The 24632-nt window shown below is 70.2% G+C and carries 24 protein-coding genes and 1 pseudogene; 9 read left to right on the top strand and 16 right to left on the bottom strand.

What is annotated here, in order from left to right:
- Positions 1 to 9: 9 nt before the first annotated feature.
- Positions 10 to 390 (bottom strand): hypothetical protein, encoded by a 381-nt coding sequence (locus tag METY_RS09665; RefSeq protein ID WP_146035703.1) that lies wholly within the window; start codon positions 388 to 390, stop codon positions 10 to 12.
- 148 nt (positions 391 to 538) lie between these two features.
- On the opposite strand from METY_RS09665, the gene METY_RS09660 reads away from it, so the two are divergent.
- Positions 539 to 1309 (top strand): motility protein A, encoded by a 771-nt coding sequence (locus METY_RS09660; protein ID WP_103121183.1) that lies wholly within the window; start codon positions 539 to 541, stop codon positions 1307 to 1309.
- 1 nt (position 1310) lies between these two features.
- Positions 1311 to 2123 (top strand): OmpA/MotB family protein, encoded by an 813-nt coding sequence (locus tag METY_RS09655; protein WP_103121182.1) that lies wholly within the window; start codon positions 1311 to 1313, stop codon positions 2121 to 2123.
- A gap of 354 nt (positions 2124 to 2477) precedes the next feature.
- Here the strand turns inward: METY_RS09655 and METY_RS09650 are convergent, their stop codons facing one another.
- The 5 genes from METY_RS09650 to METY_RS09630 all read right to left on the bottom strand — a co-directional run bounded on the left by METY_RS09650 (position 2478) and on the right by METY_RS09630 (position 9159).
- Positions 2478 to 3365 carry a type 1 glutamine amidotransferase gene (locus tag METY_RS09650; protein ID WP_103121181.1) on the bottom strand — a complete coding sequence of 296 codons (888 nt, stop codon included), beginning with the start codon at positions 3363 to 3365 and terminating at the stop codon, positions 2478 to 2480.
- Entirely contained in the window at positions 3362 to 4540 is a 1179-nt protein-coding gene (locus tag METY_RS09645; RefSeq protein ID WP_103121180.1) for an iron-containing alcohol dehydrogenase, read from the bottom strand. Before METY_RS09645 ends, METY_RS09650 begins: the two co-directional genes overlap by 4 nt.
- A 161-nt stretch (positions 4541 to 4701) precedes the next feature.
- Positions 4702 to 6087, bottom strand: a complete 1386-nt coding sequence (locus METY_RS09640) for an aldehyde dehydrogenase family protein (protein WP_103121179.1) — start codon at positions 6085 to 6087, stop codon at positions 4702 to 4704.
- 125 nt (positions 6088 to 6212) lie between these two features.
- Complete coding sequence (locus METY_RS09635) at positions 6213 to 7580, bottom strand: glutamine synthetase family protein (RefSeq protein WP_103121178.1); 1368 nt, start codon at positions 7578 to 7580, stop codon at positions 6213 to 6215.
- Positions 7581 to 7653: 73 nt separating this feature from the next.
- Positions 7654 to 9159, bottom strand: a complete 1506-nt coding sequence (locus METY_RS09630; protein ID WP_103121177.1) for an amino acid permease — start codon at positions 9157 to 9159, stop codon at positions 7654 to 7656.
- Positions 9160 to 9373: 214 nt separating this feature from the next.
- On the opposite strand from METY_RS09630, the gene METY_RS09625 reads away from it, so the two are divergent.
- On the top strand, positions 9374 to 10261 hold the full coding sequence (locus METY_RS09625; RefSeq protein WP_103121176.1) for a MurR/RpiR family transcriptional regulator: 888 nt from the start codon (positions 9374 to 9376) through the stop codon (positions 10259 to 10261).
- A gap of 156 nt (positions 10262 to 10417) precedes the next feature.
- Here METY_RS09625 and METY_RS09620 read toward each other — a convergent pair whose 3' ends face one another.
- The 5 genes from METY_RS09620 to METY_RS09600 form a co-directional block, all read right to left on the bottom strand.
- Positions 10418 to 11746: a GSCFA domain-containing protein gene (locus tag METY_RS09620; protein ID WP_103121175.1), complete on the bottom strand. Its 1329-nt coding sequence runs from the start codon at positions 11744 to 11746 to the stop codon at positions 10418 to 10420.
- 103 nt (positions 11747 to 11849) lie between these two features.
- Positions 11850 to 12809, bottom strand: a complete 960-nt coding sequence (tal, locus tag METY_RS09615; protein WP_103121174.1) for a transaldolase — start codon at positions 12807 to 12809, stop codon at positions 11850 to 11852.
- Between the two features lie 84 nt (positions 12810 to 12893).
- Complete coding sequence (locus METY_RS09610; protein WP_103121173.1) at positions 12894 to 13364, bottom strand: response regulator; 471 nt, start codon at positions 13362 to 13364, stop codon at positions 12894 to 12896.
- A gap of 42 nt (positions 13365 to 13406) precedes the next feature.
- Positions 13407 to 14627 (bottom strand): winged helix-turn-helix domain-containing protein, encoded by a 1221-nt coding sequence (locus METY_RS09605; protein WP_103121172.1) that lies wholly within the window; start codon positions 14625 to 14627, stop codon positions 13407 to 13409.
- A 53-nt stretch (positions 14628 to 14680) separates the two neighbouring features.
- Positions 14681 to 15571 carry an HpcH/HpaI aldolase/citrate lyase family protein gene (locus tag METY_RS09600; protein ID WP_103121171.1) on the bottom strand — a complete coding sequence of 297 codons (891 nt, stop codon included), beginning with the start codon at positions 15569 to 15571 and terminating at the stop codon, positions 14681 to 14683.
- A 272-nt stretch (positions 15572 to 15843) separates the two neighbouring features.
- On the opposite strand from METY_RS09600, the gene ykgO reads away from it, so the two are divergent.
- The 3 genes from ykgO (at position 15844) to METY_RS09585 (ending at position 17751) form a co-directional block, all read left to right on the top strand.
- Positions 15844 to 15969, top strand: coding sequence for a type B 50S ribosomal protein L36 (ykgO, locus tag METY_RS09595; RefSeq protein WP_020186918.1), 126 nt, complete (start codon positions 15844 to 15846; stop codon positions 15967 to 15969).
- A gap of 118 nt (positions 15970 to 16087) precedes the next feature.
- Positions 16088 to 16765 (top strand): tetratricopeptide repeat protein, encoded by a 678-nt coding sequence (locus tag METY_RS09590; RefSeq protein WP_103121170.1) that lies wholly within the window; start codon positions 16088 to 16090, stop codon positions 16763 to 16765.
- Positions 16765 to 17751, top strand: coding sequence for an alpha/beta fold hydrolase (locus METY_RS09585; RefSeq protein ID WP_103121169.1), 987 nt, complete (start codon positions 16765 to 16767; stop codon positions 17749 to 17751). Before METY_RS09590 ends, METY_RS09585 begins: the two co-directional genes overlap by 1 nt.
- A gap of 54 nt (positions 17752 to 17805) precedes the next feature.
- On the opposite strand, the gene pyk is transcribed toward METY_RS09585, so the two are convergent.
- The 4 genes from pyk to METY_RS09565 are packed head-to-tail and all read right to left on the bottom strand — an operon-like array spanning position 17806 to position 22061.
- A complete protein-coding gene (gene pyk / locus METY_RS09580) occupies positions 17806 to 19242 on the bottom strand; it encodes a pyruvate kinase (protein WP_103121168.1) in 1437 nt (478 codons plus the stop codon).
- Positions 19239 to 19799: a DUF1036 domain-containing protein gene (locus METY_RS09575; RefSeq protein ID WP_103121167.1), complete on the bottom strand. Its 561-nt coding sequence runs from the start codon at positions 19797 to 19799 to the stop codon at positions 19239 to 19241. The genes pyk and METY_RS09575 overlap by 4 nt, the downstream gene beginning before the upstream one ends.
- A gap of 55 nt (positions 19800 to 19854) precedes the next feature.
- Positions 19855 to 21150: a glycerate kinase type-2 family protein gene (locus tag METY_RS09570; RefSeq protein WP_103121166.1), complete on the bottom strand. Its 1296-nt coding sequence runs from the start codon at positions 21148 to 21150 to the stop codon at positions 19855 to 19857.
- The gene (locus METY_RS09565) at positions 21147 to 22061 is read right to left on the bottom strand and encodes a DMT family transporter (RefSeq protein ID WP_103121165.1); all 915 of its coding nucleotides are present in this window, start codon (positions 22059 to 22061) and stop codon (positions 21147 to 21149) included. Before METY_RS09565 ends, METY_RS09570 begins: the two co-directional genes overlap by 4 nt.
- A gap of 99 nt (positions 22062 to 22160) precedes the next feature.
- Between METY_RS09565 and METY_RS09560 the strand changes: the two genes are divergently transcribed.
- The 3 genes from METY_RS09560 to METY_RS09550 all read left to right on the top strand — a co-directional run bounded on the left by METY_RS09560 (position 22161) and on the right by METY_RS09550 (position 23740).
- The gene (locus METY_RS09560; protein ID WP_103121164.1) at positions 22161 to 22988 is read left to right on the top strand and encodes an N-formylglutamate amidohydrolase; all 828 of its coding nucleotides are present in this window, start codon (positions 22161 to 22163) and stop codon (positions 22986 to 22988) included.
- Positions 22985 to 23335 carry a DUF1244 domain-containing protein gene (locus tag METY_RS09555; protein ID WP_200819644.1) on the top strand — a complete coding sequence of 117 codons (351 nt, stop codon included), beginning with the start codon at positions 22985 to 22987 and terminating at the stop codon, positions 23333 to 23335. Before METY_RS09560 ends, METY_RS09555 begins: the two co-directional genes overlap by 4 nt.
- Positions 23336 to 23482: 147 nt before the next feature.
- On the top strand, positions 23483 to 23740 hold the full coding sequence (locus METY_RS09550; RefSeq protein WP_020186909.1) for a DUF2312 domain-containing protein: 258 nt from the start codon (positions 23483 to 23485) through the stop codon (positions 23738 to 23740).
- A 76-nt stretch (positions 23741 to 23816) separates the two neighbouring features.
- On the opposite strand, the pseudogene METY_RS09545 reads toward METY_RS09550, so the two are convergent.
- Positions 23817 to 24632: pseudogene (locus METY_RS09545) on the bottom strand (DUF882 domain-containing protein); the annotation flags it as partial.

Genomic DNA, 24632 nt, shown 5'->3' with positions numbered 1-24632 from the left:
GGGTCGCTGTCAGGTGTCGGTGTCCGCGAATGGATACGCGACGATCTGATACGGGTCTTCGTAGACGACAAAGCCTGGACGCGCGGTTTGAATCATCTCTACGAGCACGCCGTACTCTTCTAGCACCGCCGCATAGTCGCGGATGTGCGCGATGCTGTCTTTCGACGTGGACTTGAACCAGCTTATCGCCTGACTCTTCCGGTTCGGGCGAGCCGACACCGAGAAGCGGTTCGGAACGGGAAGGTTGTCGGCGAACCACTCCCGAAGAGCGTCCAAACGTTGCTCGTCCCAAAGGGACAGCCGACCGCTCTCTCGAAGGTCTCGCGCCGCCGCAAACAGGCCCTGGCGGCGACCGGAGCGGGGGTCTTTCTTGTGAGTGACGAAGCGCACGAACATCCTCCACGCATAACTGAGGAGACCTGTCGTTTCGGTTAGCGTCGAGGCGCGCCCAGCCTTCACCCCGCCTTAACCGGGAATCTTCACCTTCCTCCCCACGGCCGCGGAAGAATTCCGGTGCGGCGGGCGCTAAGGGGCGGACATGGATTTCGCGACCATCATCGGTTTCGTCGGCGGCATCGGCGTCCTCAGCTTCCTCATCCACGAGGGCGGCGGGCTGGAGCGCTACTACTCCGAGCACGCCGTGATCGTGATTTTCGGCGGCTCGATCACCGCCACTTTGATCCGCTTCGAACTGGGCGCCTTCCTCTCGTCCTTCCCGACCGCGCTCAAGACCGTGTTCCGCGGCAGCCACGGCAACCCGCGCGACCTGATCGCTGAAATCGCCGAGATGGCGGCGATCGTGCGCAAGTCCGGTCCGGTGGGCCTCGACAAGGCCACGCCGCACGATCCGTTCCTCGCCAAGGGCGTGCGCTACGTCGCCGACGGCTTCGACGAGACCTTCATCCGCGAGACCCTGGAGCGCGAACGCGACCTGAACCTGCATCGGCTGGAAATGGCCGGCAAAGTGTTCCGGGGCATCGGCGACTGCGCGCCGGCCTTCGGCATGATCGGGACGCTGATCGGCATGGTGCAGATGTTCGCCGAAATGTCGGACCCGTCGAAGCTCGGCGTGTTCATGGCCATCGCGCTGCTCGCGACGCTCTACGGCGCCGTCGTCGGCAATTTCTTCTTCCTTCCGATCGCCGACAAGCTCGCCATCAAGTTCGCCCATGACGAGCTGAACCAGACGCTGGTGATCGACGGCGTGCTCCAGCTGCGGGCGGGCAAGAGCCCCGCGGTCGTCAAGGAAATGCTGATCGCCTACCTGCCGGAGAAGCACCGCGCCGCCGTCATCGAGGCGGCGGCCTGACATGGCCAAGAAGAAGCACGCCGACCATGGCGGCGGCCACGGCTGGTTCGTCACCTTCGCCGACCTGATGGGCCTGCTGATGGCCTTCTTCGTGGTGCTGGTGGCGTTCTCGAACCAGGACAAGAAGAAAATGGCGGCGGTCGCCGGCTCCATGCGCGAGGCTTTCGGCTCGCAGCGGGAGGTCGTGGCGGCGGGCGTGATCGACATCGGCGGCACGCCGACGCGCACCGAGCTGCTGAACAACAGCGCCAAGACCATGAACGACGCCGCGAACCTCTCGGGGCCGCTGTCCAAGGACAAGGCGGACACCGCGGCCGTCGCCCGCGGCTACGCCCGCGCCGCCGCGAGCCTGCGCCAGGCGCTGCGCTCCATGCCGGAAATCGCGGACGTCTCGAACCAGATCGTCGTCGAGGACAACTCCGAGGGCGTGTCGATCTCGCTGATCGACCAGGACGGCCGCTCCATGTTCCAGCCCGGCTCGGCGCGGCCTTCGCAGCGCATCGTCGACGCGCTGACCGCCATGGCGCCGACGATCCGCGCGCTGAACTACCCGATCTACGTCACCGGCCACACCGCGGCCGGCGTGTCCGAGGCCGGCTCGCTCGACGCCTGGCGCCTGTCCGCCGACCGGGCCAGCGCGGCGCGGGAGCTTTTGGCCTCGAACGGCGTCCCGGACGGTCGCTTCACCTCGGTGCAGGGCAAGGCGGCCACCGATCCGATGTTCCCCGACGCCCCCCAGATCGCCGCCAACCGCCGCGTGACGATCTCGCTCACCGCCGCCCCCGGCGCGCTGCCGATGGACCTGAAGCCGTAGGGCTTTAGCGCGGCGGGAGCCGCGCGCGTGCTTCGAGACGGCGCGTTCCGCGCCTCCTCAGCATGAGGAGGTTTGGGATCCGGATCGCCATGCGCTCGAACGTCCTCATGCTGAGGAGCCTCCTGTAAGGAGGCGTCTCGAAGCAGGCAGTCGGCCCCGAATTGCGACACCTACAGAATTAGGCTTGTCATCCCCCGGCGTGTCCGGGGCGTCCAGCTATCCACGCGCCCGACGTCCGGCCTGGATCCCCCGGAAAAGCCGGGGGATGACGGCGCCAGATGAGCGATCGGCGTGGTCCTGGGTCCCGGCTCAAGGCCGGCACACAAGCGCAGCGGCCAGCCGAGCCGCCGCGCCTCACCCCCTCACGCGCGCGCTCGCCGTGGGCAGCACCTGAAGCTTCAGCCAGTTGATCAGCTCGGTGCGGCGGATCCTCGGATCGAGGACGGAGGGCGCGACGCCGAGGCGCCAGGCGACGTCCTTGCGGCCGGGATCGGCGTCGAGCGCGACAAGATCGGTGATGTAGCCCGCCGCCTCCTCGCCGTCGCGAAAGAAACCCTCCTCCAGCATGATCGGCGTGTAGCGCGACAGGATCCCGCCGAGCTCGGCGAAGGTGTACTCGGGGTGAAACTGAACGCCCCAGAACACGCCGTCGCCATGCCGGATCTCGGCTGCCTGCACCGCGCAGAGCTCGTTGGTCGCGGTCACGATCGCGCCCGGCGGCACGGCCGCCACCTCGTCGGAGTGGATCGCGGGCGCGTCGAACACCTGGGTCCGGCCGGCATGGAGCGGATGGCCTCTGCCGGCGTCTGTGATGTGGATCGCGCGGGCGATGCCGATCTCGCGGCCTTGCGGGTTCAGCTTCACCTCCCCGCCGGCCGCGACCGCGGCCACCTGCAGGCCCCAGCACGAGCCGAAGAAAGGTACGCCGGCGTCGTAGACCGCGCGGGCGAAGTCGACCTGAACCAGGGACTCGCGCTCCGCTTTCCAGAGATTGAGCCCGGAGCCCGTGATCGCGACGCCGTCGTAGGACGCGAGGTCCGAGCCGTCCGGCAGGTTCGCGCCCTCGTCCGCCGGAAAGCAGATGTCGACCGTGGCCTCGAGTGTCTCGTCGGCCGCAAGCCCCGAGAGGATGTCGGCGTAGAACGCGCTCGGCGTCCGCCCTGAGACGGCCGCGTGCCGCTCGCGCATGGCCTTGGGGTTGCCCTCGACGACGAGGAGGCGCAGCGGGCGCATCGCCGTCACGCCCGCGCCGCGTCGAGGTCGCCCCGGATCGCGGCGCGGTAGAGCCGCGCGAAGTCGGCCGCCTTGAACGGGATGGGATTGCCGCCGGTCGAGGGATCGCGCTCGGCCTTCTCCGCCATCTCGTCGATGCGGCTCTCATCCACGCCGAGTTCGGCCAGCGAATGGGGGACGTGCAGGTCCTCGCGGAAGCGCAGGATCCAGTCGATGAACCCGTCGAACCCGCCGTCGATCTCGAACGAGCGCGCGAGGTGGGTGAAGCGCTCCTGGATCGCCGGGCGGTTGGCGAGGAGGACGTAGGGCATGACCACGCCGTTGGTGAGCCCGTGGTGGGTGTCGTAGAGCGCGCCGACGGGGTGCGACAGCGAGTGGATGGCGCCGAGGCCCTTCTGGAAGGCGGTCGCGCCCATGCTGGCTGCGGCGAGCATGTTGGCGCGGGCCTCGATGTCGGCCCCGTCGGCCACGGCGCGGGGCAGATAGAGCTTGATCAGCCGCGCGCCGTTCACGGCGACGCCGTCGGCCAGGGGGTGGAAGCCTGGGGCGGAAAACGCTTCGAGGCAGTGGGCGAGCGCGTCGAAGCCGGTCCAGGCCGTCAGTTTTGGCGGCAGCCCGACCGTCAGCTCGGGATCGAGGATGACGACCGTCGGCTGCATCTTCGGGTGGAAGATGATCTTCTTCTCGTGGCTCGCCTCGTTGGTGACGACCGCGGCGCGGCCGACCTCGGAGCCGGTGCCGGCGGTGGTGGGGACGGCCACGATCGGCGCGATCGCCGCGGCGTCGGCGCGGGTCCACCAGTCGCCCACGTCCTCGAAGTCCCAGATCGGCCGGGTCTGGCCGGCCATGAAGGCGACCATCTTGCCGACGTCGAGCCCGGAACCGCCGCCGAAGGCGACGACGCCGTCGGCCCCCGCCGCCTCGTAGGCCGCCACCCCGGCCTCGACGTTGGCGTTGGTCGGGTTGCCCTTCACCTCGGAGAAGGTCGACGCCGGGCTGCCGGCCGCCTCCAGCACGGCGAGCGCGCGGGCGACGAGCGGCGTGCTCATCAGTCCGGGATCGGTGACGAGCAGCGGCCGCGCGATCCCGGCTTGGGCGCAGGCCTCGCCAAGGTCCGCGATGCGGCCGGGCCCGACGAGGACGCGGGTGGGGTAGTTCCAGGCGGCGGTGAAGGGGCTCGTCATGGGCGGTCTCGCGGCAGTGTCGGCGCCGAAGCGCTTTCGGAAACTCGACCGTCGTCCTCCGGCTTGACGGAGGACCCACCCTCGGCGCCGCGCTCGACGCCGGAGGTGGATGGTCCGGTCAGGCCGGACCATGACAGCGGCTTGGGTGGAGGCGGGACGCCTCAGGTCATCTCGCGGAGATGGAAGCTCTTCGGCCGCGTCAGCGTGTGGAAGCCGATCTCGGAGAGGCCGGCGCCGCGGCCGGTGTCCTTGACCCCGGTCCAGGCCAGCGCCGGGTCGAGGTAGTCGCAGCGGTTCATGAACACGGTGCCGGTCTCGACGCGGTCGCCGAGCGCTTCGGCCAGGTCGATGTCCTTGGTCCAGATCGAGGCGGTGAGCCCGTAGGGGCTGTCGTTCATCAGCCGCAGCGCCTCCTCGTCGCCGGAGACCTTCATGATCCCGACCACGGGCCCGAAGCTCTCCTCCATCATCACGCTCATGGAGTGGTCGACGTTGGTGAGCACCTGGGGAGCCAGATAGGGTGTGCCCGCCTTGTCGGCTGCGAAGGCGCGCGGGTCGAGATGGGCCTTCGCGCCCTTGGCGATCGCCTCCGCGGTCTGGGCGCGGACGGTCTCGGCGAAGCGGGTGGCGGACATCGGCCCGAGCGTGGTGGCGTCGTCGAGCGGGTTCCCGAGCACGTACTTCGACGCGGCCTCGACGACGCCGTCCACGAAGCGGTCGTAGAGGCTCTCGTGCACGTAGACGCGCTCGATCCCGCAGCAGCACTGGCCGGAGTTGTAGAAGGCGCCGTCCGCGAGGTTCTCGATCGCGAAGTCGAGGTCGGCGTCGGCCCGGACGTAGGCCGGGTCCTTGCCGCCGAGCTCCAGCCCGAGGCTCGCGAAGGTTCCCGCCGCCGCGCGCTCGATGGCCCGGCCGCCGCCGACGGAGCCGGTGAAGTTGATGTGGCCGACGGCGCCGGAGCGGATCAGGTCCGAGGTCTCGTCGTGGCCGAGGTAGAGGTTGCGGAACAGGCCCTTCGGCAGGCCCGCCTTGTCCATCGCCTCCTGCAGCCGCTCGCCGGCCAGGATCGTCTGGTTGGCGTGCTTCAGCAGCACCGCGTTGCCCGCGATCAGCGCCGGAACGATGGTGTTGACCGCGGTGAGGAAGGGGTAGTTCCACGGCGCGATCACCAGCACGACGCCGATCGGCGTGCGCTTGATCATGCGCCGGAAGCCCGGCTTCGGCTCCGGGACGAGCGGGGCCAGCGCCTTTTCGGCGATCGCGACGCAGTGCTTCACGCGTTCCTCGACGCCGCGCATCTCGCCGCCGTAGCGCACGGGGCGGCCCATCTGCAGCGCGAGCTCGGGAATGATCTGCTGGTTGAGGCCGAGCAGCGCGTCGAGGAAGGCGAGCATCTTGGCGCCCCGCTCGGCGATCGGGACATGCGCCCACTCCGCCTGCGCGCGCTTCGCGTCGGCGACGGCCGCCGCGACGACGCCGGGGCCGTCGATCGGCCGCCGCGCGACCTCGCGGCCGTCGATGGGGGAGATGCAGATGAGGTCGGTCATGGAAGGCACCCGTCGTCCCGGCCGAAGCGGCGGCAGCCGCGCAGAGCCGGGATCGTTGTCAGAAGAACGCGTTTCGCGCGGATGACGGTCCCAGCGCGCCCTTCGGGCGTCGGGGACGACGCAAGTCAGATGATCTCAAAATACCGCTGCAGCTCCCAGTCGGTGATCGCCTTGTCGAAGGCGCGCTGCTCCCAGTCGCGGGTCGCGGCCCAATGCTCCACGAATGCGGCGCCAAAAAGCTCCTGCGCCGGCTTCGACCTCGCAAGCCGCGCCGCCGCCTCGCCGAGCGAGCGGGGCAGGGCGCGCTCCGGCGGGTGGCGCATGTCGTAGGCGCTGCCCGTCACGGGGGCGTCCGGCTCGATCCGGTTCGCGATCCCCCAAAGCCCCGAGCCCAGAGCCGCGGAGAGCGCGACGTAGGGGTTTATGTCAGCGGCGGTGATCCGGTACTCGACGCGCTGCGCCTTCGGGCCGCCTTCGATCACGCGCAGCGCGCAGGTGCGGTTCTCGACGCCCCAGGTCGCGTCGGTTGGCGCCCAGAAGCCCGGAACCATGCGGGTGTAGGCGTTGACGGTCGGCGCGGCCATGGCGAGGAGCTCCGGCATCAGCGCCTGCTGCCCGCCCACGAACCAGCGCATGGCGTCCGACATGCCGTGCGGCTTCGCCGCGTCATGGAAGGCCGAGCCGCCGTCCGCGTCCAGCAGCGACAGGTGCAGGTGGCCGGACTGGCCGGGGTAGTCCGGGGACCACTTGGCCATGAAGGTCGCCATTAGTCCGCGCTTCTGGGCGAAGGTCTTGGTCATGGTCTTGAACAGCGTGGCGCGGTCGGCGGCCTCGAGCGCGTCGGACACCTCGATCGCGGCCTCGAGCACCCCCGGCCCGGTTTCGGTGTGCAGCCCCTCGATCGGCATGCGCATGTCCGCGCAGAGCTTCAGCAGGTCGGCGTAGAGCTCGGAGTGGACGCCCGAGCGCAGCACGGAATAGCCGAAGAAGCCGGGCGTCAGCGGCGTCAGGCGGGCGTAACCCTTGTCGCGGACCGAGCGCGGCGTCTCCTCGAACAGGAAGAATTCGAACTCCGCGGCGGCCTTGACGGAAAAGCCCATGTCCGCGGCGCGGGCGAGCACGCGCTTGAACAGCCCCCGCGGGCACAGCGCCTCGGCCCGCCCCGCGAACTCGCCCAGCACGAACAGCATGTCGCCTTCGAGCGGCAGGTCGCGCGCGGTCTCGGGAACGAGGCGGACCTCCGCGTCGGGAAAGGCCGTCCGCCAACCGGTGAAGCTCGTGTTGTCGTAGAGCTGGTCGTTCGAATCCCAGCCGAAGATCACGTCGCAGAAGCCGAAGCCCTTGGCGAGCGCCGAGGCGAACTTCTCGCGGCTCATGTACTTGCCGCGCAGCACTCCGTCCGCGTCTGTTACGCCGACCTTGACGTGGGAGAGCCCGCGCTCCCCCGCCAGGGCGAGAAGGCTGTCAGCGGTGTGCGGCGAGGGCGCGCTCATGGTGTCCAGGGCCCGGCTGCCGCATCCCGGCCGCGGGGCCGGGATGCGCGCGTGACGTCGCGCCGTACGGCGCTCAGTGCGATTTGTACTCGCCCTTGCCGCCGGAGAGGGCGAACTCTTCCTCCGGCGAGAGCACAAGCTTGTGACGGCCGTAGAGCGCGAAGTAGACGGTCGCGATCGCGAACCACACCAGCACCCAGAGCACGCCCTTGGTGAAGTTCGGATCCTGCACCTGGTAGAACAGCGTGACGATCGCGATCACGATCGTCAGCACCGCTCCAGCGACGCCGGCCGGGCTCTTGAACGGGCGCTTGATGTGCGGCGCGTTCTTGCGCAGCAGGATGAACGAGACCGCCTGCGCGATGTAGGAGAACATCGCCCCTGAGACCGCCATGTTGAGCAGCACGCTGCCGATGGTGGAGCCCGCGGTCTCGGCGCCGAGCGCGAACCAGATGATCAGCATCACGCCGAACCCGACCACCGAACCGACGATCATCGCGACGTAGGGGGTGCGGTAGGTCGAATGCGTCACCGAGAGCCCGCGCGGGAAGTAGCCCGCGCGCGAGAGCGAGTAGATCTGCCGGCCCTGCGCGTAGAGGATGGTGTGGAAGCTCGAGATCAGGCCCGTGAGCGCCACGATGCCCAGGATGACGACGCCTCCGTCGCCGTAGATCGCCTTGAAGCCGTCGAGCAGCGGCTCGAGCGCCGTCGCGAGGTGGAACGAGCCCACGCCCTCCACCGACGGGTTCAGCAGCACGATCATGAAGGCCGAGACGATCAGCGTGACCATCCCCAGCACGATGCCCTTCGGCATGTCGCGCGCCGGGTCGATCGACTCCTCCGCCGCGAGCGGCAGCTGCTCGATGGCGAGGAACAGCCACACCGCGAAGGGCAGCGTGGCGAGCACGCCCGAGACGCCGAACGGGAACCAGGATCCGCCGCCCTCCGGCAGCTCCACCGGCGCGCCGTCCGGGCCGGCCGCGATGTTCAGCGCCCAGCGCGAGAAATCCATGTGCGGGATCGCGCTGACCCAGAAGAACACCAGCACGGCGAGCGAGAGCAGCGTGAACACCATCGTCACCTTGAACGACAGCTCCAGGCCGAACACGTTCAGCGCCACGAAGATCACGTAGAACGCCAGCCAGATCACGGGCGAATAGGCCGGGTCCAGGCCGAAGATCGAGTTGACGTAGCCGGTGATGAAGGTGACGACCACCGCCGGCGTGATGACGTACTCGACGTTCTCGCAGAGGCCGGTGAAGAAGCCGCCCCAGGGGCCCATCGCCGTGCGGGCGAAGGAGTAGGCCGCGCCGGTGTGCGGCAGGGCCGCCGACATCTCGGCGATCGAGAAGGTAAGGCCGAGGTACATCACCGCGATGATCAGGCCCGCGACCAGCATGCCGCCCCAGCCGCCGGTGGCGAAGCCGAAGTTCCAGCCGGAGAAGTGGCCGGAGATGACGGCGCCGACGCCGAGCGCCCAGAGGCTCGCCACGCCCGCGTAGCGGGTCAGTCCGCGCTTCTCGAAGTATCCGGCGTCCACCGTCTGGTAGGTGACGCCGCCTTTGCCGTCCTGTGCCATGCCGCTCAATCCCCGTTGTCGTCAGTGGTCGAGCGCGGCGCCCTCGTCTCCGCGCCGGTCGACGCGTCCCCCGTCCGATGCCGCGGCGAATGTCTTCACCGTCCCGTGTTTGGAATGAACGTTCCGCGCAGGTTGATCGTCTGTCAATATGCGTGGTGGCGTCATGCGCCGTTAACTTCAGCATGGCGCGCGAATAGGCGGTCGGGGGCGACGAATGGCGGATGGCGAGGCGGGGCGGCGGCCGCGGACGGTGGCGGAGGCGCTGCGCGAGATCGACGGCGGACTGACGCCGCAGGAGCGGCGCGCCGCCGCTCATCTGCGCGAGCACTACCCCGTCGCCGGCCTCGCCCCCATGGCGCGCTTCGCCCGCGGCGCCGGAGCCAGTTCGCAGACCGTCTTAAGACTGCTCGCCAAGCTCGGCTTCGCGGCCTGGCACGACCTGCAGGACCAGCTCAAGGCGGAGCTGGCGGGGGAGCGCGCCTCGCCCCTTGGCCGCTGGACCGCCCATCGCGCGACGACGGCCCACACGGAGGGCGACGATCGGCTTGCCGCCTTCGGCGCGAAGCTGGCGGCGAACCTCTCCGCGACCTTCGGCGCGCTCGACCGCGCCGCGTTCGAAACCGCCGCGAAGCGGCTGTCGGACCCGCGCCGGCGCGTGCTGGTCGTCGGCGGGCGGTTCAGCCAGGCGCTGGCCCGGCTGCTGGTGCGCCACCTCGAGATCGTGCGCGGCGGGGTCGAGGAGATCGGCTCGCTGTCGGCGACTTGGCCGGACCGGCTGATCGACGTGGGTCGCCGCACCGTCGTGGTCGCCTACGACGTGCGGCGCTACCAGCCGGACGTGGTGCGGCTCTGCGCCTTCGCCGCGGAGCGGGGGGCTTCCGTGATCCTGCTGACCGACGCGGCCGACGCCCCCGCGGCGGCGTCGGCCGAGGCGACGCTGATCGGCGCGACGGAAAGCGCCGGCGCCTGGGACAGCTTCACCAGCCTGACGGCGGTCACCGAGGCGCTGGTCGCGCGCGTGACGGAGCTCATGAGCCAAGAGGCCGCCGAACGGCTCGGCCGCGTCGAGCAGATCCGGGCGAAGATGCTGGGGGAGGACTGACGCCGTCCGACGGGATCGGCGAGCATGCAGAGACGGCCATGACTGGCAGGCCAAGCGCATTCGTAGCCCGCGTCCGCCTCAAGACTCTCGACAACGCCAAGGCTCGCCCCTCGCGGCGCAAGGCTTGGCGTCGCAAAAGCCAGCGAACCTAATGGCTCAGGCCGCGCGGCTGCCGTCCTGCGGCTTCGCGGCGGCGCTCGCGGCCTCAGCCTTACGCTCCGCCCGCCTCGCCGCTCTCCGTTCGGCCACGAGCGCCTCGCGCTTATCGGAAGGGGTCAGGGCGGTCGCGTCGCCCGCCGCTGCTCCATCGGTGGCGCTAATCTTCTTGTCGACCGCGCGCCGCTTGGGCCTCTTGATGCTGGTCGTGTTCGAGCCGCGCGCCTTTTTGTCCGCAAGCAGCTTCGCCTTCGCCTCTTTTTTCTGAGCGACGATGCGCGCCCTTGCCGCGGCTTGGTCGTTACCTCCGAGTTCCTTGTCGCGCTCGATCGCGTCGGCGTAGACCTTCTGAAGCTCCGCGTCCGAAAGCTCCGTTTTGCAGTAGAAGCGTTCGAACGCCTTCATGTTCAGGTCCAACACGTGTGGGAACACATGCCGGCGGTCGCCTCCGAACTGGTGGTGGAACGCTTCCGTCACGATCTCATATGACGGGAAGTAGAACAGCTTGTCGTCGGTAGGCTGCTTGTCGCGCAGCAGTTCGCCGAGCGCCGCGCGCAGGATGGCCTTGGATTCGGAGTTCGCGACGATGCAGGAGATCGGCCGGAAGGTCGCGGCCAGCGGGATCGGCGACACCGTGAAAACGATTGCGGCCTCTGGCTTGCGCTCGCGGATCAGTTCGTAGATGGCCTTAAGGTTCTCGAGACTTTCCGAGAACCCGGCGACACGGAACTTATGGCGCTCCGGGTCGTACTTGTCTTTCGGAACGGCCCGCCAGAACACCTCGCCGGTGGGCTCGTCGTACCAGACCTCGGACAGGCCGAGGGTGATGATGAACACCTCGGCGGCGTCAAACAGCTCAGCCGTGCGCAGCCGCACCGTCTCGTCGTAGCCGAACTCCTCGGCGTCATAGCCGCGCCAGAGATCAGCCTTCGGGACCACGTTGTTCCACGCCCACTCGAACTGCTGGCGGATGGCGTAGGTATTGACCATGCCGTCGCCCATGCGCGAGATGTAGGCGACATTATCTTTCTTCGTGGCGACGTTGTAGCCGATGTTATTTAAGTAGTTACTGATGTTGTTCGCGAAGCAGCTGCCGAAGGCGACGATCGTGGTGTCGGCACCGATGAAGCGCTCCCCCGGCATCAGGCCCTTGGTGAGATAGCGCTCGAGGCCCGTCGGCCGGGTCAGCTGCATTTCGGAGGGACCGAATGTCGCTTCCTTGCCGCGGTTGAACGACTGACCGACGACCCTCTTTTTACCGTCGACCATTGCGACAATCTTGTGCGTCGGGTCGGCAGTCTCAATCGACGTGGCGATCTCTTCGGTCATGCGTGCCCCCTAATGCTGCATCTGCTAACGATGCAACGACAGCGCACGAGAAGTCAAAGCCTCTCTCGGTGCAGCAAACGGGGTGTCGCGTTCTGTCAGGGCCTCAGGCCGTCAGCCGCTTCGCCACAAGCCCGCGCAACGTATTCAGGTCTTTGACAAACTGGCGGATGCCCTCGGCGAGCTTCTCCGTCGCCATCGGGTCCTGGTTGAGCGCGAAGCGGAAGCCGGCCTCGTCGGTTGGGGCCGGAGCGGGGGGCGCGTCGGGCGTCGCGGGGTCGAGCCGGCGCGGCAGGTCGCCCTCGGCCGCCGCCAGCTCGTCGAGCAGGGCGGGGCTGATGGTCAGACGGTCGCAGCCGGCGAGCGCCTCGATCTCGCCGGCGTTGCGGAACGAGGCGGCCATGACCACCGTCTCGACGCCGCGGCTCTTGTAGTCGGCGTAGATCGCCTTGACCGAACGGACGCCGGGGTCCTCCTCGGGGGCGTAGGGGCCGCCGCCGGCCTTGACATGCCAGTCCAGGATTCGGCCGACGAAGGGCGAGATCAGGAAGGCCTTGGCCTCGGCGCAGATCGCGGCCTGCGGCAGGCCGAAGATCAGCGTCATGTTGCAGTCGATCCCCTCCGCCTGGAGGATCCTGGCGGCCTGCGCCCCCTCCCAGGTGGCGGCGATCTTGACCAGGATGCGGTCGCGCTCGACGCCGCGCTCCTTGTAGGCGGCGATGAGGGCGCGGGCCTTGGCGAGGGTCGCTTCGGCGTCGAAGGAGAGGTCGGCGTCGACCTCGGTCGAGACCCGGCCCGGCACGAGGCGGCTGAGCTCCACGCCGAGCGAGACGGCCAGCCGGTCGCAGACCGCGCGGGCGACGGCCTCCGGCGCGCCCGACTGGCGCTTGCCCCAGGCCACGCCCTCGTCGACCACGGCGGCCGCCGCGCCCCCGTCCACCGCCTTGAGGATGAGCGAGGGGTTGGTGGTGCAGTCCTGGGGTTTGAGCCGGCGGACGGTTTCGATCTCGCCGGTGTCGGCCACGACCACCGACATCCGGCGGAGCTGCTCGAGCTTGGAGGCCATGCGCGCTCTCTCTCTGGTCGCCGGGCGGAGCGGCCGCCCGGAACGCTTCGCCGATACCGGCGCGCGCGCCGGAGCGCAAGCGCTTCAGGCGCCGAGCCGGCTTTCGGTCGCGATGGGTCGGGCGCGACGGGTCGCGGTCAGCCGCTTGGCCCACTGTGGCGACAGCTCGAGGCCGGGCGGCGGCGGGGCGGCGGCCTGGCCGTCGGCGAGCCGGGCGGCGACATAGGCGAGCGCCGCCTCGATCGGCTCGTCGCGGTAGGGCTTTTCGATCACCCCGCAGGCGCCGGCGAAGTCGGCCGGCACCAGGCTGCGGTTCGCCGTGGTGAAGACCGCGACCGCGCCTTCCTCCCCCGCGACGCGGGCCACGTCGACGCCGGTCCAGCCGTCGAGCAGGTGAATGTCGATGAAGGCGAAGTCGACCCGCGTGGACCGCAGCAGCGCGATCGCGCTTCCCTTGTCGGCCGCCAGCCCAACCAGATCATGGCCGGCCCGCGTGATGATCGGACCGAGATTGCCGGCGATCACCATGTCGTCCTCGACGATCAGCACGCGCATCCCCGCGATTCCCCTTCGCGTTAACACCCCGTTCACCGCCGGTTAACCCATGTTAACCGCGGAGGCCATCGCCGAATGGAGCGCAAGCGCCGGCGCGAGGTCGCCCGCCGGCGCGACCGCCACGTCGGACAGGCCGAGCCAGGCCCGCAACAGCTGGAGTTCGGACGCGAGCGCCTCGACGGTCTCGCCCGCCGGCGCCCCGGGTTCGAGATGGGCCGCTGCGACCACCAGCCGCCCGGCGGCCCTGTCCGCCTTGAGGTCGAGGCGGGCCGCGATCCGCTCGCCCAGGACGAAGGGCAGCACGTAGTAGCCGTGCTCGCGCTTGTGCGCGGGCGTGTAGATCTCGATGCGGTAGCGAAAGCCGAACAGCCTCTCGGCCCGGTCGCGCTCCCAGAGCAGCGGGTCGAACGGCGAGACCAGCGCCGCCGCCCGCGGCCGCCGCTTCGGAGGTTCGGCGCCGGGCGCGAGGTAGGCCGGCTGCGACCAGCCCTCGACGCGCGCCGGGACGAGGTCCCCGGCCTCGACGAGTTCGGGAATCCGCGCCTTGGCGTCCTCCGGTCCGATGCGCCAGTAGGCCCTGAGGTCGCTCGCCGTCGCGATCCCGAGAGCCCGGGCGGCCGACCGCAGCAAGATGCGCTGCGCCTCCGGCTCGGCCGGCGTCGGCAGGGACGCGGCCTGGGGCAGGGCGCGCTCGGTGAGATCGTAGATCCGCTCGAATCCGCGGCGGGAGCGGGTGGTGACGAGGCCCGCCCAGAACAACCACTCGAGCGCGATTTTGGCCTCGCTCCAGCCCCACCAGCCGCCTTCGCCCTTGGCGCCCGCCCCGAGTTCGCCGGCTGACAGCGGCCCGCGCCGGGCGACCTCGGCCAGCGTCGCCTCCACGAAGTCCTTTCGCTCGCGCCCGAACCGGGCGAGCCCCGCGTAGATCCCGCGGCCCTCGCGCGCCCGCGCCATGCGCCAGCGCAGCGCCGGCTGGAGATCCGTCCGGATCAGCGAGGCCTCGTGCCCCCAGTATTCAAACAGCGCCCGCTTCGGTCCCCTCTGCATCCGGTCGAGCCGCGCCACGTCGTAGCCGCCGAGCCGCGAGAACGCCGGCATCAGGTGGGCGCGGGCGAGCACGTTGACGCTGTCGATCTGCGTCATCGCGAGCCGGTCGTAGAGCGCGGTCAGGGCGGCGGGGCCGGCGCGGGCGGGCCGCGGGCCTGCGAGGCCGCAGGCAAGAAGCGCGATCCGCCGCGCCTCCATGAGGGAGAGGTCGATCATTGCAGGCGATATGACCCCGGCCAGCCTGCGATCCGCAAGCCGCAGGCGCGCCTTCAGTAGCCCTTCGCGTCGATCGCCTCGCGCCAGGCGACGGCCCGGCGGGCCATGCCGATGTGCTGGCGTTCGTACATCCGGCCGTCGATCTTGATGGCCCCGCGCTTGGCGTTCTCGGGCTCGTCGAACACGTCGATCACCTTGCGGGCGCGGGCGACCTCCTCGTCGGTCGGCGCGAAGCTGGTGTTGGCGGGCTCGATCTGGTCGGGGTGGATGATGGTCTTGCCGTCGAAGCCGAGGTCGCGCGACTGCCGGCACTCGGCGCGGCAGCCGTCGACGTCCGCGATGTCGTTGAACACGCCGTCCAGGATCGTGAGGCCTTCCGCGCGGGCGGCGGCGAGCGCCAGCATGATCCACGGCAGCATGGGCACGCGACCGGGGACGATCTGCGCCCAGGTGTCCTTGGCGAGGTCGTTGGTTCCGAGCACCAGGCAGGTGAGGCGGGCGCCCGGCAGAAGGCGCCGGGAGGCCGCGATCTCCCGGATGTTCAGAATCGAGGCGGGCGTCTCGATCATCGCCCAGATCTTCACGCTCTCCGGCGCGTCGAGCGCCTCGAGGCGGTTGGCGATGCTCTCGAGCACGGCTGGGGAGGAGACCTTCGGCATCAGGATCGCGTCCGGCTTGGCCTCGATCGCGGCGTGCAGGTCGGCCTCGCCCCAAGGCGTTTGCGGCGCGTTCACGCGGATGATGAGCTCGCGGTCGCCATATCCGCCGGCCTTCACGGCGGCGCAGACCTGCTCACGGGCGATGTCCTTGGCGTCGGGCGCCACCGCGTCTTCGAGGTCGAGGATAAGGGCGTCGGCGTGAAGGGTCTTGGCCTTGTCCAGCGCGCGCTGGTTGGAGCCCGGCATGTAGAGCACGCTGCGGCGCAAACGCAGGTCCGAGGCCATTTCCGCATCCCCTATTCTGTTTTGTCGTTGACGCCCCCTAGACCACAGGCGCGCCGCGCGGACAATCTCGCCTTTCGCAGGTGCGAGATGGCGCGTGCGAAGGGGGACGCTGCGTCTCCGGCCTTGCAAATTGCCCCGCGTCCGACTAGAAGGCGGCCCGAACCGGCGGTCGCCGTGGTCGCGGCCGATCCGCGTCCTGTCCGCCCCGACAGACACGAACACGACCGACGCAAGTCGCCGCGCACGCGGCCGGCGTCTTGAGGACGAGAGCCATGAAGATCCGCAACTCGCTGAAGTCGCTGCGCAACCGCCACCGCGACAACCGCATCGTGCGCCGCAAGGGCCGCGTCTACATCATCAACAAGACCCAGAAGCGCTACAAGGCCCGCCAGGGCTGAAGGCGTTCTACGGCGTCCGCCGCGTTGCGGATCGCCCTCGCGGCGCACGCGCCGCGTGCATGTCTTGAAGGCTCATGTGTTTTGACGGCGCGCGGGTCCGGAGCGTAAGCTTCGGGCCATGATGCGTTTTCGCTTGGTTGCGGCGCTTGCCGTCGCTCTCGGTCTCGGCTGCGCAGGAGCCTCCGCGCAGCCCGCGCCGCCGCTCGACGGCTCGCCGGAGACCACGACTCCCATTCTCCCTGCGCCGCCCGACGCGGCCCCGTCGCCGCCAGCCGCGGATCCCGCGGCGACCGGCGAGAACGCGCGAGACGGGCGCGGCAAGGCGGTCGACGAACTGCTCGGTCGTCTCGCGAAGACCGAGGACCCGCAGACCGCCAAACGCATCGCGGCCGCCGTTCAGGCGCTCTGGACGCGCTCCGGCAGCGACACGGTCGATCTTCTCACCACCCGCGCGCTCGAGGCGCAGCGCAAGGCCAACACCGGCATGGCGCTGAAGATCCTGGGCGAGGTCGTCAGCCTCAAGCCGGACTTCGCCGAGGGCTGGAGCCGCCGGGCGGCGATCCACGTCGCGGCCAACGACTACGACCAGGCGATGGTCGACATGCATGAAACGCTGCTGCGGGAGCCGCGCCACTTCGGCGTGTGGATCGGACTCGGCCGCATCCTTCAGGAGTCGGGTCTGGACGCGAAGGCGCTCGGCGCCTACCGCAAGGCCTATGCGCTCTATCCCGCCGCCGATGGCTTGAAACGCGCGATCGACGAGCTGACGCTGAAGGTCGAAGGCCAGCCGATCTGATGCGCCCCGCAAAGGTGGCGACCTTCGTCATCGCGGCGACGCTGACGCTTGCGGCGTTGCTGGCCGCCGCGTCCGCCGTCGAGGCCCGTCGCGGCGAGCAGCTCGCCGCCAAGACCAACGCCGAGACCCTGCGCGTGCCCGTGCGGGGCGGCACGCTCAATGTCGTCATCCTCGATCCGCAGGGCGCCCCGTCCGGCCGCACGCTGCTTCTCCTCCACGGCGCGAGCGGAAACCTCAAGGACCTCGAGGAGTCGATCGGCCGGCGGCTGGCGGCGCGTCACCGCGTCATCCTCGTCGACCGTCCGGGACACGGCCGCAGCGATCGTCTCGGCGGACGGGAGATGGCGTCGCCCGCGGCGCAGGCGGACGCGGTCGTGCAGGCGCTGGAAGCGCTGAAGGTCGGCCGCGTCGTCGTCGTGGGCCACTCCTGGGCGGGTTCGGTCGCGACGAAGCTCGCGCTCGACCATCCGGATCACGTGTCGGGGCTTGCGCTGCTCTCGGGCGCGACGCACCCCTGGCCAGGCGGCGTCGCCTGGTACAACAGCCTCGCCGCCACGCCGCTGATCGGCGACCTGTTCGTGGCGACGATCGTCGCGCCGGTCGGCCTCGCGACTTTTGACCGCTCGATCGCGAGCGTGTTCGCGCCTCGCTCCACGCCGCCGGGCTACGTCGAACGCACCGACGCCAAGCTCATCCTGCGGCCGTCGGAGTTTCGGGCCAACGCCCAGGATCTGACTGATCTCAAGGCCTTCCTGCGCGTCCAGGCGCCGCGCTACGGAGCCATCCGCGTACCGACGACGATCGTCACGTCCGACAAGGACGGCATCGTGGCGCCGGAGGTGCATTCGCGTCCGCTTGCGCGGCAGATCCGGGGCTCTCGGCTGGTCGTCATCCCCGGCGTCGGCCACATGCCGCACTGGAGCGCCACCGACCGCGTGGTCGACGAGATCGACGCGCTGGCCATGAAGACGCCCGCTCAAAAGTGAAACGGCGCGCCTTCGCAGGCGCGCCGTTTTCGGTCTCAGATGCGGTTCGCCTCGTCAGTCGCGCGTGTGGTCGCCGTCGACGTAGGCGATGCGCAGCATGTTGGTCGCGCCGGGCGTTCGAAGCGGGACGCCGGCGGAGATGATCACGCGCTCGCCGTCCTGGGCGATGCCCTGGTCCTTGGCGATGTCGCACCCGCGGTCGACCATGTCGTCGAGATCATGGGCGTCGTGCGTCAGCACCGAATGCACGCCCCAGACGAGCGCGAGCCGCCGGCTGGTCTCGAGGCTCGGCGTCAGCGCGATGATCGGCTGCTTCGGCCGCTCGCGGGCGGCGCGGCGCGCTGTCGTGCCGTAGGCTGTCCAGCAGATGATCGCGGCGAGGTCGAGCGTCTCGGCGATCTGCCGCGCGGCGGCGGAAATCGCGTCGGCGCCTGTCGCCTCGGGCTCGGCGTGCTGCGCGTCGATGATCGAGCGGTAGTAGGGATCGCTCTCCACGTTGGTCGCGATCGAGTTCATCATTGCGACCGCCTCGACCGGGTAGGCGCCGGCGGCGCTTTCGGCGGACAGCATGATGGCGTCCGCGCCCTCGAACACCGCGGTCGCGACGTCAGACACCTCGGCGCGGGTCGGGGTCGCCTGCGTGATCATCGATTCGAGCATCTGCGTCGCGATGATCACCGGCTTGCCGGCGCGGCGGCAGGCGCGGGTCATCTGCTTCTGCAGGCCCGGCACCTTTTCGAGCGGCATCTCGACGCCGAGGTCGCCGCGCGCGACCATGACCGAGTCCGACAGCTCGATGATCTCGGCGAGCCGGGTCATCGCCTGGGGCTTCTCGATCTTGGTCATCACCCCGACCCGGCCCTTGATGATGTCGCGGGCCTCCGAGATGTCCTCCGGCCGCTGCACGAAGGACAGCGCGATCCAGTCGACGCTCTCGGTCGCGAGCGCGGCCTCGAGGTCGGCGTGGTCCTTCGGCGTCATCGCCGAGGTCTTGATCAGCGTGTCCGGCAGGCTGACGCCCTTGCGGTCCGACAGGCGGCCGCCGACGACCACTTCGGCCGTCGTCGACGTCGGCGTGCAGGACCGCGCGACGAGGCGGATCTTGCCGTCGTCGAGGAGCAGCGTGTGGCCGGGCTCCAGCGCCTCGAGGATCTCCGGATGCGGCAGGCGAACCCGGTTCTCATCGCCCGGGGCCTCGTCGGAATCGAGCGTGAAGCTCTGGCCCGCCTTCAGCATGGCGGCGCCCTCGGCGAACTTGCCGACGCGCAGCTTCGGGCCCTGAAGGTCGATTAGGATGCCGATCGGACGGCCCACCTCGTCCTCGACGTCGCGGATCGTCTGCACGAGTTCGCGCATCCGGTCGTGACTGGTGTGGCTCATGTTGATGCGGAAGACGTCGGCTCCCGCCCGGAACAGCTTCTCGACCATTTCCGGCGTCGACGACGCCGGACCAAGGGTTGCGAGGATCTTGACGCGTCGCAGCCGCCTCATCGGACCGCTGCGCCCAGCTGGACGCCGGCGTTGAGGCCGTTCGTCGCGGCGGGCGGCACGGCCGCGCGCGGGGCCGGCTGGGTCTGGGCCGGGTCGGCCGCCCTCGCGGTCGGTTCGGTCAACTGCACCGTCCAGCTCCTCTGTTCGCCGGTGTCGATCTCAAAGAATCCGGAACGGTCATAACCGCGCGCGAGGCAGTCTTCGATCCCCCGAATTGTGAATTCCTTGCCGCGGGTGCACATGTAAGCCTTGCCGTTCCATTCGCCGCCGCGGTCGTAGTCAATCGCGTAGACGTAGTAGAAGCGAGCGGCCAGCGGCCCCCGAAGCAGCGTCTCGCAGGAGTTGGCGGAAACGTTCCACCAGCCCTCGGTCGACCAGACGTCCTTGTCCTTGTAGCCGATCGACACGCCGATGCGGCTGTCGGTCTTGTTGCAAAGCCGGAAGTCCGCCTGCGCCGCGCCCGCCGCCACGACGCCCGCCGCGACGACGCCCGCTGCAACCGCGAGATGCGGGAGGCGGCGCGATGCGCGCGAGCGTTCTGGAAAGCGAATCGTCATACGGCGGGGGAACGCTGGCGTTGCGACGCGTCAGGGGCGCTTTGTGCGGTGATGGTTAAACGCTGTCAACGAGTAGAATGCGCAGGTCGTTGACATTCGTGCACGTCGGGCCGGTGTAGAGCCCGTCCCCCGTCTGCTCGAAGAATCCGGTGCTGTCGTTCTCCGCCAGGAAGTGGGCGGTATCGAGACCCTTGGCGTCGGCGCGTTCGAGCGTGCCCGGATCGACCACGGCGCCGGCGGGATCCTCGGGCGATCCGCCGCCGCCGTCCGCGCCGTCGGTGTCGCCGGCAAGCGCCGCCCATCCCGAGACGCCCCTGAGCGCATGGGCCAGCGCCAGCGCATACTCCTGGTTCGGTCCGCCGCGCCCGTTCTGGCCGCGGATGGTGACCGTGAGTTCGCCCCCCGAGATCAATGCGACCGGCCGCGCCAGCGCCTCGAGCCCACGTGCGATCGCGGCGTGCTCGGCGGCGACTTCGCGCGCCTCGCCCTCGAGGTCGGCTCCGACCACCCGCACCTCGACGCCCGCGTCCTCGAGCGTCTTGATCGCCGCGGCCAACGCGTCCGCAGGGCGGGACACGACGGTGAAGCTCGCGTGCTCGAACGCGGCGTCGCCCGGCTTCGGGCTTTCGTTTGCGGGATCCGACAGCGCCCGAGCGACGTCCGGATGCGGCGTCACCTTGTACCGCTCCAGCGCCGCGCGGGCGTCGGCCAGCGTCGAGGCGTCCGGCACGGTCGGGCCGGAGGCGATGACCGAAGGGTCGTCGCGCGGCACGTCGGAGATCGCAAGCGTCACCACCCTGGCGGGGTAGGCGGCGCGGGCGAGGCGGCCGCCCTTGATGCGCGAGAGATGCTTGCGCACGGTGTTAATGGCGTCGATCGGCGCCCCGGAGCGCAGCAGGGCCTTGGTTGTCCCCTGCTTGACCGCCAAGTCGAGACCGGCCGCCGGCGCGACCCAGTTGGCGGAGCCGCCGCCGGTGATCAGCGCGACCACGAGGTCGTCCGGACCCGCCTGTTCGGCGAGCGCGAGCGTGTCGGCCGCGCCCTGGAGGCCGGCGGCGTCCGGCACCGGGTGTCCCGCTTCGATCACCTTGATCCACTCGGTCGGCCGGGCGTGGCCGTGGCGGGTCACGGCGAGACCGATCAGCCGGTCCGGCCCGAGGCCGTACTGCTCGCGATAGACCTTCTCGGCGATCTCGGCGCAGGCGCCGCCGCCCTTGCCGGCGGCCAGCACGATCACGCGGCCCTTCGGCGGAGCCGGGAGGTGGGCGGGGATGCACACGGCCGGGTGGGCGGCCGCGACGCCGGCGTCGAAGGCGCGACGGAGAAGCTGGCGGCGTTCGTCTGGCGTCATGGATGAGGCTCCACAGGAACGGCGCGCGGTCGCGCGACGTAGATACCGAGCAGGATAACGACGCCGCCCAAGGCCTGGACGGCGGAAAGGCGTTCGCCGAGCACGGCCCAGCCGAGCAGGGCGGCGGCGATCGCCTCGAGGAAGATCACGAGCGACGAGAAGGTCGCCGGAAGCCGCCCAAGCGCGACCGCCAGCAGCCCTTGGCCGCCGGCGTGGCTGACGATCCCGAGCGCGAGCAGCGCCGCCGCGCCGCTGAGGCTCGCGGGCAGCAGCCGGTCCTCGAAGGCGAAGGCGATCGCGCCGAGGGCCGAGGCGGTGATCAGCGACGACAGGAAGATCAGCCGGCCCGAGCCGTGGCTGCGCCGGGCGCGGCTGACGGCCAGGAAATAGGCGCCGAAAAACACCGAGGTGACCACGCCGTAGAGGTCTCCGGCGAGACGCGCCGGATCGACGCTCATGCTCTCGCCGATCAGCGCGGCCCCGCCCGCGAGCGCGAGCGCGAGCCCAAGCAGCGTCCGGCCCGCGACGCGCTCACGCAGCAGCAGCACCGAGAACACGACGACCCAGATCGGCGAGGTGGTGGCGAAGAACGTGGCGTTGGCGACCGTCGTGTTCATGATCGCGAGATGCCAGAACACGAGGTCGCCGGTGAAGAACAGGCCGGCCAACGCCACGGGCTTCGTGACGCCTCGGGCGAGCTTGGCGTCGCCGCGCTGCTCCAGTTGGCTCCAGGCCCAAAGCAGCGGAAGCGCGGTCGCGACGCGCCAGAAGGCGCTCGCGAACGGCCCGACCTCGGCGAGGCGCACGAGGATCGGCGACGCGCCCATCGCGAGCGCGCCCAGCAGAAGCGCCGCATAGGCTCCGGCGAGCGGCTCTCCGCGGCTGTCCGCCGCTCCCCCGATGGTCGTCATCCTCTCCGGCGTCTTCTCGTCGTTGTCGGCTCCGTCCGGCGGGACGGGCGGCCCTTCCTATGGCATCGACGGGCGCGCGTCACTACAGTCCTCAGGACCATGCTCTGCGACCCATTTTCGCCCGCAACCAAAGACGAATACGCCGCGTTCGAGGTCGTCGAAGGCCGTCCGGACGCCCGGCTGCTGCTGCTATGCGACCACGCCTCGGCCCGCGTCCCGCCGGAGCTCGGCGACCTCGGGCTTCCGCCGTCTGAGTTCGACCGTCACATCGCCTACGACATCGGCATGCGGGAGGTGACCCTGCGGCTGGCGGAAACGCTCGGCGTTCCGGCCGTGCTGTCGACCACCTCGCGGCTGGTGATCGACCCCAACCGCGGCGAGGACGACCCGACGCTGGTCATGCGACTCTCCGACGGCGCCGTCGTGCCGGGGAACGCCCGTATCGACGCCGCCGAGGTCCGCCGACGTCTCGAACGCTATCATCGGCCTTATCACGATGCGATCACCGCCCGCATCGACGCCATGATCGACGCCGGCGAGACGCCCGTCGTGATCGCGCTCCACAGTTTCACGCCGGCCTGGAAGGGCCGTCCGCGGCCGTGGCATGCGGGCCTGTTGTGGGACCGGGACGATCGGCTGGCCAAGCCCCTCCTCGCCGCCCTCGAAGCCGAGGGCGATCTCGTCGTCGGCGACAACGAGCCCTATGACGGCGCCCTGAAGGGCGACACCATGCACCGCCACGGCACCCAGCGCGGCTTGCCGCACGTGCTGGTCGAACTTCGGCAGGACCTGGTGGCCGACGAGGCCGGCCAGGCCGGCTGGGCCGCCCGGTTCGCGCGGCTGCTGCCGCCGATCCTCGAGCGGCCCGAGATGCGGCGGATCACCCACTTCGGCTCGCGCACCGACACGCGCAGGAGAACCCCATGACCGACGCCCCCAAGGTCGATCTCACCCGTCTGCCGCCGTCCGAACTGCCGGGCGTCGACGCCGCGACCACCACCGAGCTCGAGGCGGCGGTGTTCCGCCGGCTGGTCAAGCACCTGCGCGACCGCCCCGACGTGCAGAACATCGACCTCATGAATCTCGCGAACTTCTGCCGGAACTGCCTCTCGAACTGGATGAAGGACGCCGCCGACGCCCGCGGCCTCGACGTCAGCAAGGAGCAGTCGCGCGAGGCGATCTACGGCATGCCCTACGAGGAGTGGAAGGCGCGCTTCCAGAGCGAGGCGACTCCCGAGCAGCAGGCCGCCTTCGAGGCCCGCGCGAAGCACTGAGGGGCGCGCGCTGCGGCAGTCCGCTTCTCCGGACCGTCGCGTCCGGCGATCCGAGGGGAACGGAGACGCACAACGGCGCATGTCTCCCGGCTTGACGGCCGAGCGTGGTTCTGCGAACCGGACGCTCCAAATTTCGAGGAGAGGCATGTGAGCACGGTCAATCCGGACGATATCGCCAAGGATCAGCTGACCGCTTTCGTCGAGCGCATCGAGCGGCTCGAGGAGGAGAAGAAGGGCATCTCCGACGACATCAAGGAGGTCTACGCCGAGGCCAAGGGCAACGGCTTCGACGTCAAGGTGCTGCGGAAGGTGATCTCGCTGCGCAAGCAGGACGCGGACGAGCGCGCCGAGATGGAGGCGATTCTCGACCTCTACCTCCAGGCGCTGGGCATGCCCACGACCTGAGAGGACGCGCAGGCGCCAACGAAAAAGCCCCGGACGGCGACGTCCGGGGCTTTTTCGTGTGGCGTTCGGGACAGCGTTAGCCGCGGGAGCGCGCGAGGCTCGCGGTGCTGGACCCGGCCGGGGCGAAAGACTGCACCCTCAGGAGCATCACCGACGAGCCCGAGAACCTGTCGATGCGGGCGCCGTGGCTCGGGTCGGCGCCGAAGCCACCGACCAGCGCCGCGGTGGGAGCCGTCATCAGGCTGGCCACGTGCGTCTGGTCGGGATGCACGAAGGTCGCGTCGTCGGCGTCGCGCAGGGCCGGCGTCGCGCTCACGGCGACGCGGACCGCGTCCTCGAAGCGGGCGCTGACCATCGGCTCGGTCGGCGTCGGCAGCACCGCGCGGCGCACCGCGGTGGCGGCGGCGTAAACCGCGGCGGGCGTCGCGTCCGGCGACAGCACGCGGACGTTCGGGTCGGCGGCGACGACCGGAGCCGGGACCTTGTGCTGCGCCTGGGGCGCGGCCACGGCGCGGGAGCGGTTGTCGGTCGGCTGAGGCGCGGTGGCCTGCGGCGCGGCGTAGGCGAGGGTCATCTCCGGCTGCGGCTGACGCTTCGAGAGGAAGGCGTCTGGCAGCGGCGGCAGCATGGTCGCCTCGGCCTGATAGGCGCTGGCCGTCGCGGCGTCGATCTGGCGCGGCTGGCGCTCGACCGGGGTCGGCGTCGGGATCGCGGCCAAGACCGCCACCGCGCTCTGCGGCGCGGCGGGGCGGGGACGCGGCGTCGGGATCGACGAGACGGCGGCGAGGCCCGCCTCGGCGCCCGGCTGGGCGCCGCGCAGCGACTGGGCGCCGGAGCGCCACACCATGTCGGGGCCTGCGGGCGGCGTCGGGATCGTGGCCTGGGCCACCTG

It is taken from the genome of Methylopila sp. Yamaguchi, assembly GCF_002897035.1.
Lineage (GTDB): Bacteria > Pseudomonadota > Alphaproteobacteria > Rhizobiales > Methylopilaceae > Methylopila.
The sequence above is the reverse complement of the archived record's forward strand: the minus strand, read 5'-3'. Positions and strand labels throughout refer to the sequence as shown.

Bases quoted from the DNA above. Each gene is read 5' to 3' on its own strand.
- METY_RS09660 (WP_103121183.1), top strand. From the start codon at position 539: ATGGATTTCGCGACCATCATCGGTTTCGTCGGCGGCATCGGCGTCCTC.
- METY_RS09655 (WP_103121182.1), top strand. From the start codon at position 1,311: ATGGCCAAGAAGAAGCACGCCGACCATGGCGGCGGCCACGGCTGGTTC.
- METY_RS09645 (WP_103121180.1), bottom strand. From the start codon at position 4,540: ATGACGAGCCCCTTCACCGCCGCCTGGAACTACCCCACCCGCGTCCTC.
- METY_RS09640 (WP_103121179.1), bottom strand. From the start codon at position 6,087: ATGACCGACCTCATCTGCATCTCCCCCATCGACGGCCGCGAGGTCGCG.
- METY_RS09635 (WP_103121178.1), bottom strand. From the start codon at position 7,580: ATGAGCGCGCCCTCGCCGCACACCGCTGACAGCCTTCTCGCCCTGGCG.
- METY_RS09630 (WP_103121177.1), bottom strand. From the start codon at position 9,159: ATGGCACAGGACGGCAAAGGCGGCGTCACCTACCAGACGGTGGACGCC.
- METY_RS09625 (WP_103121176.1), top strand. From the start codon at position 9,374: ATGGCGGATGGCGAGGCGGGGCGGCGGCCGCGGACGGTGGCGGAGGCG.
- METY_RS09620 (WP_103121175.1), bottom strand. From the start codon at position 11,746: ATGACCGAAGAGATCGCCACGTCGATTGAGACTGCCGACCCGACGCAC.
- tal (WP_103121174.1), bottom strand. From the start codon at position 12,809: ATGGCCTCCAAGCTCGAGCAGCTCCGCCGGATGTCGGTGGTCGTGGCC.
- METY_RS09610 (WP_103121173.1), bottom strand. From the start codon at position 13,364: ATGCGCGTGCTGATCGTCGAGGACGACATGGTGATCGCCGGCAATCTC.
- METY_RS09605 (WP_103121172.1), bottom strand. From the start codon at position 14,627: ATGATCGACCTCTCCCTCATGGAGGCGCGGCGGATCGCGCTTCTTGCC.
- METY_RS09600 (WP_103121171.1), bottom strand. From the start codon at position 15,571: ATGGCCTCGGACCTGCGTTTGCGCCGCAGCGTGCTCTACATGCCGGGC.
- ykgO (WP_020186918.1), top strand. From the start codon at position 15,844: ATGAAGATCCGCAACTCGCTGAAGTCGCTGCGCAACCGCCACCGCGAC.
- METY_RS09590 (WP_103121170.1), top strand. From the start codon at position 16,088: ATGATGCGTTTTCGCTTGGTTGCGGCGCTTGCCGTCGCTCTCGGTCTC.
- METY_RS09585 (WP_103121169.1), top strand. From the start codon at position 16,765: ATGCGCCCCGCAAAGGTGGCGACCTTCGTCATCGCGGCGACGCTGACG.
- pyk (WP_103121168.1), bottom strand. From the start codon at position 19,242: ATGAGGCGGCTGCGACGCGTCAAGATCCTCGCAACCCTTGGTCCGGCG.
- METY_RS09575 (WP_103121167.1), bottom strand. From the start codon at position 19,799: ATGACGATTCGCTTTCCAGAACGCTCGCGCGCATCGCGCCGCCTCCCG.
- METY_RS09570 (WP_103121166.1), bottom strand. From the start codon at position 21,150: ATGACGCCAGACGAACGCCGCCAGCTTCTCCGTCGCGCCTTCGACGCC.
- METY_RS09565 (WP_103121165.1), bottom strand. From the start codon at position 22,061: ATGACGACCATCGGGGGAGCGGCGGACAGCCGCGGAGAGCCGCTCGCC.
- METY_RS09560 (WP_103121164.1), top strand. From the start codon at position 22,161: ATGCTCTGCGACCCATTTTCGCCCGCAACCAAAGACGAATACGCCGCG.
- METY_RS09555 (WP_200819644.1), top strand. From the start codon at position 22,985: ATGACCGACGCCCCCAAGGTCGATCTCACCCGTCTGCCGCCGTCCGAA.